General features: G+C 54.4%; 13 protein-coding genes. All 13 read right to left on the bottom strand.

Annotation, left to right across the window (positions count from 1 at the left end):
• Nucleotides 1–52 precede the first annotated feature (52 nt).
• The 13 genes from iagB to gspD all read right to left on the bottom strand — a co-directional run bounded on the left by iagB (nt 53) and on the right by gspD (nt 13479).
• Nucleotides 53–493, bottom strand: coding sequence for a type III secretion system invasion protein IagB (gene iagB, locus ACLHV8_RS06175; RefSeq protein ID WP_028019278.1), 441 nt, complete (start codon nt 491–493; stop codon nt 53–55).
• Nucleotides 494–595: 102 nt separating this feature from the next.
• Nucleotides 596–3289 (bottom strand): glycosyl hydrolase family 18 protein, encoded by a 2694-nt coding sequence (locus tag ACLHV8_RS06170; RefSeq protein ID WP_208594435.1) that lies wholly within the window; start codon nt 3287–3289, stop codon nt 596–598.
• Between the two features lie 256 nt (nt 3290–3545).
• A complete protein-coding gene (locus ACLHV8_RS06165) occupies nt 3546–4343 on the bottom strand; it encodes a prepilin peptidase (protein WP_129325272.1) in 798 nt (265 codons plus the stop codon).
• Nucleotides 4340–4825: a type II secretion system protein GspM gene (gene gspM, locus ACLHV8_RS06160; RefSeq protein WP_028019281.1), complete on the bottom strand. Its 486-nt coding sequence runs from the start codon at nt 4823–4825 to the stop codon at nt 4340–4342. The genes ACLHV8_RS06165 and gspM overlap by 4 nt, the downstream gene beginning before the upstream one ends.
• Nucleotides 4822–5955: a type II secretion system protein GspL gene (gene gspL / locus ACLHV8_RS06155; RefSeq protein ID WP_208593749.1), complete on the bottom strand. Its 1134-nt coding sequence runs from the start codon at nt 5953–5955 to the stop codon at nt 4822–4824. The genes gspM and gspL overlap by 4 nt, the downstream gene beginning before the upstream one ends.
• Before the next feature lie 15 nt (nt 5956–5970).
• Nucleotides 5971–6981 (bottom strand): type II secretion system minor pseudopilin GspK, encoded by a 1011-nt coding sequence (gene gspK, locus ACLHV8_RS06150; protein ID WP_208593750.1) that lies wholly within the window; start codon nt 6979–6981, stop codon nt 5971–5973.
• Complete coding sequence (gene gspJ / locus ACLHV8_RS06145; protein WP_208593751.1) at nt 6978–7583, bottom strand: type II secretion system minor pseudopilin GspJ; 606 nt, start codon at nt 7581–7583, stop codon at nt 6978–6980. The genes gspK and gspJ overlap by 4 nt, the downstream gene beginning before the upstream one ends.
• Nucleotides 7580–7960: a type II secretion system minor pseudopilin GspI gene (gene gspI / locus ACLHV8_RS06140; protein WP_028019285.1), complete on the bottom strand. Its 381-nt coding sequence runs from the start codon at nt 7958–7960 to the stop codon at nt 7580–7582. The genes gspJ and gspI overlap by 4 nt, the downstream gene beginning before the upstream one ends.
• Entirely contained in the window at nt 7953–8438 is a 486-nt protein-coding gene (gene gspH / locus ACLHV8_RS06135) for a type II secretion system minor pseudopilin GspH (protein ID WP_028019286.1), read from the bottom strand. Before gspH ends, gspI begins: the two co-directional genes overlap by 8 nt.
• Nucleotides 8438–8887: a type II secretion system major pseudopilin GspG gene (gene gspG / locus ACLHV8_RS06130; RefSeq protein WP_028019287.1), complete on the bottom strand. Its 450-nt coding sequence runs from the start codon at nt 8885–8887 to the stop codon at nt 8438–8440. Before gspG ends, gspH begins: the two co-directional genes overlap by 1 nt.
• Before the next feature lie 3 nt (nt 8888–8890).
• Nucleotides 8891–10099, bottom strand: coding sequence for a type II secretion system inner membrane protein GspF (gene gspF, locus ACLHV8_RS06125; RefSeq protein WP_028019288.1), 1209 nt, complete (start codon nt 10097–10099; stop codon nt 8891–8893).
• Nucleotides 10099–11577: a type II secretion system ATPase GspE gene (gene gspE, locus ACLHV8_RS06120; protein WP_208593752.1), complete on the bottom strand. Its 1479-nt coding sequence runs from the start codon at nt 11575–11577 to the stop codon at nt 10099–10101. Before gspE ends, gspF begins: the two co-directional genes overlap by 1 nt.
• A 12-nt stretch (nt 11578–11589) precedes the next feature.
• The gene (gene gspD, locus ACLHV8_RS06115; protein ID WP_108090370.1) at nt 11590–13479 is read right to left on the bottom strand and encodes a type II secretion system secretin GspD; all 1890 of its coding nucleotides are present in this window, start codon (nt 13477–13479) and stop codon (nt 11590–11592) included.
• Nucleotide 13480 lies beyond the last annotated feature (1 nt).

Genomic DNA, 13480 nt, shown 5'->3' with positions numbered 1-13480 from the left:
TGTTTTTTCTTTTCGAAGAACACCCTGAGGAATTCTTCAAAAATAAAAAACATTAATATTGTGCAGCTAATTTTAATTGCTGATATTTTTTCCAGACTTTATGGGCATAGATCATACGCTGCGGATAATTCTCTTTTTTTAAACCTGCGTTATACGCGCCGACAGCCTCCCAGTTATAGCCATAGACCTTAATCATTCCGGACAAAATGGAAGCACCGACCATGATGGAGGTACAGGGCTCGGTCATCAGTCTGCGTTCATCAATACCTCTGGTCTCCAGTTCCGTAAAATGTGAGCTGTTAATTTGCATCAACCCAACATCACGCGTGCCATCATGATTTTGTCCCACCGCATACGGATTCATACCGGATTCGACATTGGCTATGGCATACAATAAATACGGGTCGACATGATAATAACGTGCCGCATTATCCCAACAGTTTGCCAGTGCGCTTTGGCTTATTATTAATAACAACAAAATGATCTTTTTCATTTTTACCTGCTGACAGTTTCTGTTATTTCTCCCTACCAACATCCTGTAAAATGAATTTTTCATCACTCCCCCTTCGTGAGGGGGAGTGATTATCGGGTTAGATTATTTGCAATCTGTTGATGCGCCTTCTTTCACCCATACGTCGCTATTAGCCGGGTTATCGCCACGGGTCCACCATTTGGCACGGTAAACGTTACCCTGGTAAGTGGTGGTTTCACCGCCGTTGTAGACCAGGTCAGAACGCCAGTTCATCTTCACGTTGCTCACCAGTTCCCAGGCATCCACACCGAAGCCAGGTTTGTTACCTTGCGTCCAGTATTTCGCTTTCCACACCAGGTGGTCGGCACTCACGGTGTCGCCATTGTTGTATATTTTGCTGGCATCCCATGCGGCATATTTGCTGGCGTTAGCATCGACTGGCGCGTCGCAGCTACCGGTTGCCGTGCCTTCATCCGAAGGAGGTGTCACTTCATCAGACGGAGGGGTCACTTCATCAGCAGGCGGGGTGACGTCAGCAGGTTTAGGATTCACCGTGACCTGCACGTTAGACTGCACGCTGGTTTTACCATCGCTTACGACGACACTCAGGGTGTAAGTCGAGGCGGAGGTCACATCTGGCGCAGTGATATTCACGTTCGCCGTATCAGTCCCGGTCGCGTGCATATCCGCCGGAACGCTCCAGGCGTAGGTCAGTGCATCACCGTCTGGATCCGCGGCCTGCGCGTGCAGCGCATAGGTTTCACCTGCCTGCAGCGTCACTGCTTCCATTGGGTTCACAACCGGTGCCTGGTTCGCTTTTGGCGCTTTGTTTACAACCTGCACATCAATCGCGTTGCTCAGTCCTTTCGCGTCAGTCACGGTCAGGCGGAATGCCATCGTCTGATCGCTGGTCACCGCAGCCACGTTGAAGGTGGCTTTCGCTTTGGTGCTGTTGGTGAGCGTCACCGATGGGCCAGAAATCTGGGTCCACTTATAGGTGATTGCATCGCCATCCGGATCGCTGGAAGCAGACCCGTCGAGCGTTACGGTCGCCGGGCCAGAGACGTTAAGATCGGTCGAGGAGGCAATCGGCGCATGGTTGGTGACAACAGGTTCAACCGGGGTTGAACTACCGCCCAGCAGGCTTTCATTCATGGCGTTCAGAATGTCGCCGTTATCTGAGTCAATGGACCAGGAGAACAGACCGCCCAGCTGATTCGCCATAACATACTTGCCTTTTGCGGCAGCAGAACGCGCATCTTCATAAGTGATCAGGTCGCCAGTGGATTTATTGAAGACGTACGGTGCTTCAGCGTCTGCGTCGTAACCGTATTCCCAACCCGGCTTGCCTTTGTACTCATTCACAATCTGACGGTAGTCAACCACGCCCGGTTCCCAGGTCCCTTTCACCTTGCCGGTGGCGGTGCCAGTGAACGGATTGTTGCCGGTGTAACCATGAACCCCCGTCCAGCCGCGGCCGTACATGGCGGTTCCCACCACAATCTTGCCAGGCTGTACGCCCTGCTGCAGCAGCGCGTTAACGCCGTTTTCGGTGGTGTAGTTTGTGTCCGGACGCCATGCAGGTGCTTTCAGCGCAGCCTGGTGACCCAACTCTGTATTGCTCCAGCCGCCGTAGAAGTCATAGCTCATCAGGAAGATGTGATCGAGATACTGCTGTGTGGTGGTGTAATCCACGTCTTCGATCTTATCTTTGCCGGAACCGATCGCGGTGGTCAGTTCATAAGTACGGCCAGTTTCGCTGGAGAGTTCGTTCAGCATCGTGCGCAAATCATGCATCAGCGCGGTATACGTCGCTTTATCCTGCTGCGGATTACCCAGTGCCGTGTTCTCACCGCCGCCGCCCGGGAATTCCCAGTCGATATCCACACCGTCAAAGAATTTCCAGGTTTGCAGGAACTCTTTCACCGATGCCACGAAGCGGGAGCGAATAGCAGGGTTGTTCATCTGGAAGAACGGATCGGAGAGAGTCCAGCCACCGATAGATGGCAGTACTTTCAGCCCTGGATGTGCTTTTTTCAGCGCCATCAACTGACCAAAGTTACCTTTGTAGGGGTCATCCCAGCCAGAAACGCCGGCCTGTGGTTTTTGCAGCGCCGCCCACGGATCGTGAATGGCAACGGTATAATCCGGACGACCGTTACAGGCACGTTGCAACGCCTGGAAGCTGTTACCCCCTTCGATGGTTTTCAGGCTGTCGTTGATGCCGTCACCGCCACAGATTGGAATGAAGCCATACAGAATATGGTTCAGGTTAGCCGCCGGGATTTTATCGACCTGGAAGTTACGGTCATAGACGCCCCATTCCGGGAAGTAAGCCCCCACCACTTTGTCAGTATGCTGAGCAAAGGTCTTGTTGTTTTCCTTCATGGTAGTATTGAGAGGAAGCAAGTGGCTACCGTCGGTATCCGCGACAATAATCAGCTTGCTGGCGCTTTTGCTACAACCACTGGTGTTACAAAGCTCTACCTGCTCCTGGTAACGTCCGCCTTTTTTCACCTTGAAGGTGGCAGAACCTGATGCGCTGCCCGCACCGGTCCAGACGGTTTGGCCGTCCAGCAGCACCTTCGCGGACGTCGGTGCATCACCGCTCCAGACGTTCCACTCCACTTTTACATCCACGCCGTCTTTATGTACTTTGACAAGGCTGTTGTAATCCTGTGCTGCCTGATCGACTTCAACAAGGGCAAATTTGTCATTACCGTAGCCGATCGTCGGTGTACCCGGTGCTGCAGCAAATGCGGAGCTGGTTGCCGCCGCAATAAAGAGCGCCAGATATTTAGGCTTCATAAATTTCATTTTTATTTCCTGATAAATTTATTCGTAACGTTAATCATCCATGTCTTCCTTGAGAACATGGAGCTTTTTGCGTAATGCGTATTTAACCAATCTGAAAACCGAGAAAAAAAAACGTTTTTGCTGCGTTGTATTCCTCCATAAAAAGATACAAGCCCCAATTCCGTGTAGCTTATATCCCTTACGATACACTGGGCGCAAAGAGACGTCCTTCTCTTCCACCGTCAAAAAAATTTATAAAAAAACTTGACCTGAATATTTAAAAAATGAAAGCAAACTGCTGACTAATAAACACCACTATTCCAGCAAATGAGAGATACGGCCCGAAAGAAATCGTGAGGTTATTTTTATTTAAATTAAATAACGTGAAATAGCCGACAATACCGCTCAACGCTGCCACTAATTCAAGTACAGGCAACGACTGCCAGCCGCACCAGGCCCCTAAGGCCGCCAGCAGCTTAAAATCGCCGTACCCCAGACCTTCCCGCCCGGTTGTCAGGCGAAACGCCCAATAAAGTAACCAGAGCGACAGGTAACCCGCCACGGCACCGAACAGCGCATCCCGTAAGGGCAACCGGTGGTCAAAAGCATGGAGCAGCAATCCCGCCCAGAGCAGCGGCTGGGTCAGGCAATCCGGCAGCAGTTGATACCGCCAGTCGATCATGGTCAGCGGCAATAAAAAAGCGGCCAGCAGCCAAAGGGAAAACAATGCCTGTACGTCCGGCATACACCAGGCTGTAATACCAAAAAAAAGTGCAGAAAAAAGTTCGATTAAAAATATCCGCAATGGGATGGCGGTGTGGCAGCTTCGACAGCGTCCGCGTAAAACAAGCCAGCTGACCAGCGGGATATTCTCCCAGGCGGCAAGCGTGTGCTGGCATACCGGGCAGTGCGAGGCTGGGAACAGCAAATTGCTACTGCCTTCCTCTTCCATCACCATGCCAGGTACGCGCTCGGCGACGACGCCAAGAAAACTCCCCACAATGCTGCCCAATATCGCACTCATTGCCGGGAACCCCACAGGCCAGGTGTCCCGCATCAGCGCGAAAGTATTCATGCGGTTTTGCTCCAGGTGAGCTGTATTTCTGCTTTCACATCGCTGAGATGATCGACCGGTGTGAGGTTCATTTTTTGCAGTCTGACACCGGATGTCTGGTTAATTTCCCGCAGCCAGCTTTTTAATTCGTAGACGTTAACGCGACTAACCACGAACGATAATGTTTGTCCATCCTGACGCACATCGGTCAGAGAGAGATTAATTTCATGTGCGCTGTTTTCCACCACCGTGCGCGGATTGTTTGTTTTAACAACCTGAACCGGAAGGTGGTTTTTATTTATTTCGCTGCGCATCCAGTTCAGCGTCTCTTTTTGTCTGGTGAGCGTGGCTTTACTATTTTGAATCATATTATCCAGAGGAATAACACCTGCATAATATATAGCGCCCCCCAATACGGTAATAGCACATATTTTCAGGATGTTTTTTTCTCTGGCGCTGTAATGCTGGTAACGAGACTTGAGCTGTGCGATTCGCGCTTTCATTTATATTTCCCGGCGATCATAGCGGTATAAGGAGCAGACGTAGAAACAGGCTGCAGGGTGAAATCAAAATTTTCACCCGCCTGATTCACAAACGTCTGCAATGCAGTTTGGCTTTGCGAACTGACGCTCAGCGTCAGCGAGTTTTGCCGGGCATCGTATTCGAGCAGAGAGATCTCCATTCCTGGTACCGCCTGTCTGGCTTTTTCCAGATCGTCCAGTTGCAGAAATATCCCTTTACTCTGCTTTTTCATGTTTTGACCAAAGTGATATTTGATATTGGTCTGCTGACGCATACTGGGGAAGTGATGCTGATAAACCTGAAGGATCTCCTGCTGAACCTGATTTTCCTGTTGCACCAGCATCCAGGCCATGGCGATCCGCGGGCCCAGTAACAGGCCAAGAGAGAGCAGGCCCGCTGCGGCCATCGCCGCTTTGATGCTCTTCGCGGCTTTACCCGTGCTCGCTTTCGCGCTGAACTGACCATGCAGGAGCGTGACGCGGCAGGTTTGCCACTGCGGCTGGATCAACACCAGTGGATGCTGCCAGGGTTGCACGGTATCGACGTCAACATCGGCAGGCGTTTCCCCGTAACAGCACACCTCCCCCTCTCCCGCTTTCTGCAGTAAAAGGGGCAACAGGCCCGGCGCTATTTCGCAGGCGGCATGCGGCGATGAACGCAGCCAGTAACCATTGTCCATGGCGACAAGCGTGTTTCCGCCTGCCGTTGCGGGCAGCAGCCAGGCATCCGGCAGCGCCTGTATGACCTTCAAACCGGCCTCCTGGCAGCGGGTTAACCACCCGCGCAGACAATCGGCGTCGATGGCTACGGCGTCAACCTCGGCACCCTTTTTGTTAAGCACCGTCCAGTGAAGGTTGTCCACATCACCCATCAGCGTCTCTTCTGCCATCCACGAGAACGCCGTCGCCTGCGAGGCGACTTTCTTCGGCAGCGTAAAATGGCGGAAGATCATGTTGCTCGCGGGCAGCAGCAGACAAACACGGGCTGCCAGAGGATGCTCCACCAGTGCGTCCAGGCTATCCACTACCTCAACCTGTTCGCAGCCGGAGAGACACCACATTATTTTCCCGTCCTCGCGGCTGTCGGGACGAACAAAAAGTACCTGTTTCATAGCGTTCAACTTTTCTTATTCAATCATTCGGTAACGACGTTGCCACGTCACGATCTCGCCAGCCTCACTGTTGACCTGAAGCTGGCTCACCACGCGAAGCGTTAATTCATCAGTATTGCCGGTATAATTGACGCGGAAATACCGGCTATTGGTTGAGAAGAACTCAGCCACCTGCGGGAGATCGTCTTTTAGCTGTGGGAAGGCCCGTTCCAGCGCTTTGCTGAACGCTTCCATATTTTCCCAGCCAGTTTCAGGGCGCGATTCAATCAGGCGCAGGGCGTCATCTTCGGTTATTTTTCCGGGGAACATTGCGGCCAGTAAGGCCGCCTGCGCCGGTTTCAGCGTGTTCACATCCACCTTGCTGGCGGAGTCCGGTAATGCGCATAACAGCTTGTTCACCTTCGGGTATGCCGTTGCCGGAAATGCCGGCAGCATTGCGATCTCCGCAATCGTGCGCATCATCTGGTTCGCCGGTTGTCGGGCGGGCACCACGCCAGCCCAGGCATCGGTCTCGCTACCCTCTTTGGCCGTCGTCGTATCGCCATCGAGATAGTCCACCAGCTGTTGATACACCTCTTCTGCCGTGTTGTGGCTCAGGCCACTCTCTGTCAGAAGCTGTTCAACAATCTGCTCTTTACGCGATTTTTCCGGTGTGACAGGCACATTTTGCCCCTGGGCAATTTTCTCAGCGGCCAGCAGGTTGTTGACGTTAAAACAGTCCTGCGCGTCTTCTACCTGGCTGACGACCGTATAGTCTTCCCCGCGTGTTTCCAGCGGTTGATGCCAGTCGCCCTCAAGCGTGAGGGCTTTACTCTCACCGCTGGCGTCGGCTTGCAGCCGGTCTTTCACCACCTTCTCCTGCGCCTGCATCGCCCAGCGCAGCTGCTGCTGGCTCACCTGGTAATGCGTTTTTTGCAGGTTGCGGCAAAATTGCTGGCTGATTTTAGCGGCCAGCGCCGACATCATGACCAGCAGGATCAACACCACCAGCAGGGCCACCCCTTTCTGTTTGCGTAATACACTCATGATGTTGCTTCCGGTGCCGCTGGCGACACAGGCGACGCAGCTTCCGGCAGATCGCCCGGGGTCGTAAACACCCAGCGCCAGGTATCACCGTTTTCCATGGTCAGCGTCAGTTCTACGCCGTCCGGCAGATGCGCCGGGTCGCTCCAGCTTTTCAGCCAGCCCTGATGGTAAAAACGCCACTGCAGGGATTTCACCTCGCTGACAATCGGCACCTCGTCGGGTTTGGCGTCCGCCGGGCCGTCAATCACCGGCCAGACGTCGCGATACAGGCGCCCCTCTTCCAGCCGCCAGCGCACGCGCTCCAGTTGTACCGTTCCGCTCACGCCGTTCAGGGTGGTCAGTTCAAGCACATCACCAACCTGACGAAACCGATCCGGCTCATTACGCGGGGCGCGCGCCTGAAGCTGGTAGAAATCACGCTCCATCAGGTTCCAGGCCCGCTGAAGCTGATTGAGCTTCGCCGCGCTGGCATCGGTGGCCGAGCTGGTACGCATCGCGCCGTCCAGAATTTGCCAGGCCAGGGTGCTGATCACCGCAAAGATGGTCAGCGCAATCATGATCTCCAGCAGGGTAAATCCGCGCTGGCGTCGGGTTTTCTTCACTTGCTCTCTCCCGGCCCAATGATTTGCAGTGAGATTACCGGCTGGCTGTCGTCGCCTTCCGCATACACGCGGATGGCGTTAGCCCAGCTGTTGTCGGCGGTTTTGACCCGCTGCTTGCGCCAGTTCCAGCTGCGTCCGCCCATGATTTCCGTTCCCTGCTGCTCAGCATCCGGGAAGTCGGTTTTCGCGAGCTGCGCTTCCGCCAGCTGGTTCTCGGCAACCCAGCTCGCCTGCAATGTGTCGGCCAGACCATGGGTGAAACGCACGTTCAGGGAGACCGAGTTCATCAGCGCCAGTGCGGCAGTCGAGAAGATGACCAGCGCGACCATCACCTCCAGCAGCGTCATGCCCTTTTGCTTAGCGTTGCCTTTAGTCATCGTTTTCTACCGATACCGGGGCCGCACCTTGCGACACCACGCGAAAATGGTGCTGTTTGTCGTAGCTTTGCAGCGTCAGCGTGAAGCGGCTGATTTCACCATCCGGCAAAAAGAGCACCTGCGGCTCGGAGGCGACCGTGGCGGCCAGGCGCTGCGGCGAGAGCGAAACGTGCATCTCCTCAGGGAAATCGCCTTTGGTGGTAATACGACCTGCGGATAACGGTACCCAGTGCCGCTCGCCGTTTTTATCGTCGAGCGTCACCAACTGATAGTTATCCGTGGTTAGCACCAGCCCGACGATATTTCCGTCCATCACCGCACGGTCTGAACCATAATCAACGAGGGCTTTTAATTGCTGGCCAAATATATCCGCACCGCTGCGCGAAGGTATTGTTGACACCACCATCATGGCGCAACTGGCAAATATCACCAGCGCCAGAATAATTTCCAGCAACGTAAAGCCGCGTTGATTTTTCATCATTTCTCTTTTTTATCCAGAGACCAGTTCGTAATATCATCGGCGGTATTAGCTTCACCATCAGGCCCTGCCGAGAAGACATCGACCGCACCGTGTTCGCCCGGGCTCACCAGAATATACTCTCCGCCCCATGGGTCCTGAGGCAGTCGACGAATATAGCCGTCAGCACGGTAGCCGTTCGGGATGGGTGCGATTTCAGGTTTAGTCACCAGCGCCTGCAAACCCTGTTCCGTCGTCGGATAACGGTGGTTATCCAGCTTATACATATCCAGGGAGCCTTCGAGCGCGACAATATCGCTGGTCGCTTTTTGGGTATCGGCCTTTTCTTTATTTCCCATTAAGTTTGGCACCACCATACTCGCTAACACGCCGAGAATAACAATAACCACCATTAATTCGAGCAAAGTAAACCCCGCCTGGCGTGCCAGGTGTTTTCTTTTCATAGCCATGTTTTAACCTACCATATTATTAAGTTGCAGAAGCGGTTGTAATATTGACAGCACGATGAATAAAACAATCGTTGCCATGGATACCACCAGTGCCGGTTCAAATACCGACAGCGTTAACGTAATTCGATGCTGTAATGCCGATTCCTGGTTTTCCGCCGCGCGATCCATTAAATTGCCTAATTCGCCGCTCTCTTCGCCGGAGGCAATCATATACAGCATGGTCGGCGGGAATAATTTCGCCTGTTCCAGCGCGGCATACAGTGACGCCCCCTGGCGCACAGTATCTGCTGCCTGCTCCAGCACCTGCCGGGCATAGAGGTTTTCAATGCCGTCCATCGCGATATACATCCCTTCCAGTAACGGCACGCTGCTGGCCTGAAGGATACTTAAGGTACGGATATAACGGGCGCTGTTAATGGCGCACACCAGCTTTTTAACTGGCGATCCGTTGACCAGCCAGTGGTTCCATTTGAAACGGTTTTTGGTATGTCTGAGCCAGGCCTTAAAGCTGACGAATCCACCGCCCAGCACGCCGACAATGTAGATGCCGTAGGCCTGCAGGAAATCACTCACCGCAATCAGCGTCCGGGTGGTGATCGGCAGTTGCTGCTTCATGTGGGTGAACTGTTCAATCACCTGCGGCACCACCGCCACCAGCAGAATGCTGATGACCGCGATGGCCACCACCGTCAGGGTGATGGGGTAGACCATCGCCTGCGTCAGCTTGCTTTTCATCTTCTGACGCTGCTCGTTGTACTCGGCCAGCTTCTCCAGCACATCGCCCAGGTGGCCGGTCTTTTCACCAGCCATCACCAGCGTGCAGTAGAGTTTGTCGAAGGTGCGCGGAAACTGGCTGAAGGCGTCAAAGAGCGTGTGTCCCTCCACTACCTTCTCGCGGATCTCCACCACCATCGCCGCCAGCTTTTTGTCTTCCGTCTGCTTCGAGATTGCTTTCAGCGCGCTCTCCAGCGGCAGCGCGGCGTTGACCAGCGTGGAGAGCTGGCGGGTAAACATCGACAGCACCGGGGTGGAGAGCTTTGTCCCCGTTTTCGTTTTTCCGGCTGACGCTGCTTCACGGGTCTCGGTAATGCTGACGGGCATCAGCTTTTGCTCGCGCAACATCTGGCGAACCTGCTTCTGCCCTTCGGCCTGCAACGCGCCACGCACGGTTTTGCCCGCGACATCCGTTGCCGTCCAGGCGTAGAAGGCCATTACGCATCCCCTCCACGCTCGGCGGTCACCCGCATCACCTCTTCGAGAGACGTTACGCCGCCGATCACTTTCAACAGCCCGTTTTCACGCAGGCTGTAGGCCTGCTTAAAGAGCTGTGTCTCGATGGACATTTCATCTTTATCTTCATGAATGGCGCGGCGCATAGTGCTGTCCACCACCAGGAATTCATGAATACCGGCCCGGCCCTGATAGCCGCTCTGGCGGCAGTGCTCGCACCCTACCGCGCGATAGATCGTTTTGGGTGGCGTCTCCATAAAACTGAACAACGCCTTTTCATTGTCATCCAGCGGACTGGTGGTTCGGCAGTGAGAACACAACCGACGCACCAGACGCTGGGCAATGACACCGAGTAACGATGAACCGATTAAAAAGGACTCCAGCCCCATATCCCGCAGACGGGTAATCGCCCCTGCGGCACTGTTGGTGTGCAGCGTAGACATGACCAGGTGACCGGTCAGCGACGCCTGCACCGCAATTTGCGCGGTCTCACCATCACGAATTTCCCCAATCATCACCACGTCCGGGTCCTGACGCAGAATTGCGCGCAGTCCGCGGGCAAAGGTCATGTCCACGCGCGGGTTAACCTGCGTCTGCCCCACCCCTTCCAGCTCGTATTCAATCGGATCTTCAACGGTCAGAATATTGCGTTCATGGCCGTTCAGCGCCGACAGAATGGCGTACAGGGTGGTACTTTTACCGGAACCCGTTGGCCCGGTGACCAGGATAATGCCGTGCGGACGGTCAATCAGCCCTTTTAACTTCTCCAGCTCTTCATCAATCAGCCCCAGCTTGTTGATGTCGGGCTTGAGATTGCTTTTATCGAGCAGACGCATTACCACGCGCTCGCCATACTGAGATGGAATGGTCGACACACGCACGTCAATCGCCTTACGACCAATGCGCAGGGAGATACGGCCATCCTGCGGCAGGCGCTTCTCGGCGATATCCAGTTTTGACATGACTTTAATACGCGACACCAGCAGCGGCGCGAGTTTACGCGCAGGCTGCAACACCGGGCGCAGTACGCCGTCGACGCGGAAGCGAATACTCAGCGTGCGCTCAAAGGTTTCGATATGAATATCTGACGCACCATCCTTGACCGCCTCGCCGAGAATGGCGTTGATCAGGCGGATCACCGGGGAGTTTTCGTCGTTATCGAGCAGATCTTCGTTATCCGGGATCTCCTCGGTTAACGCCATCAGATCGATATCTGCATCCATATCGTCCACCAGCTGCTGAGACACGCCGCTGCTCTGCTGCCAGATTTTGGCCAGCATCTCATCGAAAGCGTCAGACGTCAGGGTTACCGGAACGAACGCGCGCCCCAGCACCCGGTGTACCTCCAGCAGGGCAAACGCCGGGGTGTCATCACGGATATAGACAGCATTGTTGTAAAATAAAACGCCATTATCTTTCGCGTAGCTGCTGCTACACAGAGTTTTCCCCAGCTCGTCCACGTTATGCCTCCCTTACTCTTTAAACGGGTTGCGGGAGGCAGAGGGCAATGCAGGCAACACCGCATTATCGGTTGGCTCAACGATACCGAGCTTTTTCTCCTCCACGCGCTGCTGCTGACGAGCGCGGATTTGGTCATACTTCTCTTTCGACGCCGCACTGTAGTTATCGTCATCACGCAGGACGGTGGTATGGATGAATACCATCAGGTTGCGTTTGGACGTATCCTGCGAGGTGTAGCGGAACAGCTGACCGACCAGCGGGATATCGCCGAGCAGCGGCACTTTGGAAACCGACTGTTTGGTGACGTTTTCCATCAGTCCGCCAAGCACCACCGTCTGCCCACTGTGCACCATCACTTCGTTGTTGATGGTACGGGTGTTGAAGGTTGGGCCGAGGCTGGCGTCTTCCGTTGCACTGTTGTCGACACTGGACACTTCTTGCTCGATCTTCAGATGGATCATGTCCCCGTCGTTGATTTGCGGCACAATCTTCAGCTTGGTACCGACCGTCTTACGCTCAACAGAGTTAAAGACGTTGTCACCACTGGTGGTCTGCGAACCGGAAAGCACCGGCACATCCTGACCCACGTTGAACGACGCTTCTTTGTTATCCAGCGTGACCACGCTTGGGGTCGAAAGAATGTCATTTTTGCCATCGGTTGAGAGCGCGGTCATCAGGGCCCCGAAATCACCGTTAAAGAATCCTGTCGCCAGGCCAGTGAAACTCGCCCCTTTCATCACGCCATTTTTCACCTGGCTGATGGGCAGCCCGGTGGAGCCGAACTGCACACCACCATGTTTACTGGTCCACTGCACGCCGAGGTCCAGTCCGTTACCGTCCTGCACCTCAGCAATGATCGCTTCTACCAGTACCTGCGGACGGCGGATGTCGAGCTTGTCGATCACCTTCTCCAGAGAGTTCATCACGTTAGGCTGCGCGGTGATCACCAGCGAGTTGGTTGCTTCATCAGCGGTAATATTCAGATCGCTTGTCGCAGTAGCGGTTTTCGCCTTAGGCGTGCCCGCTTTATCTTTCAGCTGCTCGCCAATACCGGTAAGCACCGGAACCACTTTCGTGGCACTGGCATATTTGAGATAGAAGACGCGGGTGTTGCCCTCGTTGTTCTGCTCGCGATCCAGTTGATGAATGAGGGAACGGGTACGCATCCGCGCATCTTCCGAACCGCTGATCACCAGACTATTCGTTTCGTCATCCGCCACCACTTTGGTAGCCAGTTGCGGCGCGTTTTGCCCTTTCTGCTCTTCGTTGTTGAGATTGTTCAACATGTCTGAGAGCTCCTTCGCGGACGCAAAGCGCAGCGGCACAATCTCACGACGCTGAACCCCGTCTTTATCCACGCGCTGAACCAGATCCACCAGACGGTTCACCACTGAGGCTTTACCGGTTAACAGCAGCACGTTGGAGGGCTCGAAATGGACCACGTTGCCGATGCCGGTGGCATCGTTGAGCTGACGCAGCAGCGGAGCCAGTTCACGTACTGGCACATTTTCCATGCGCACGACGCGAGTGATGATCTCATCACCCTTGCCCGGATTTTTGCTGTCTGCCAGCGGTGCGCCGGCGGTGCGGGCTACGCTTGAGCGCACCACTTTGACCATACCGTTGTCCATCGGGATCACCGACAGCCCGTACAAATCCAGCACGCTCAGAAAGAACTGGTAATACTCATCTTCCGTCAGCACGTTGTAGGTTCTGACCGACACCGTGCCCTGAACGGACGGGTCGACGAGAATGGTTTTATTAAGATTGCGGCCAACCGTATCAATAAACTCGCGGATATCGGTATTTTTAAAGCTCGCGCTAAAGTTGGCTGCAAGCAGCGAACTCGAATATAACGACAATGCGGTCAGCGCCACGCACGCCCAGGGAAATTTCTTCATG

This window comes from Enterobacter sp. CPE_E863 (genome assembly GCF_046521465.1).
GTDB classification, from domain to species: Bacteria; Pseudomonadota; Gammaproteobacteria; order Enterobacterales; family Enterobacteriaceae; genus Enterobacter; species Enterobacter adelaidei.
Note: the sequence above shows the minus strand (reverse complement) of the source record. Positions and strands in the feature narration are given on the sequence as shown.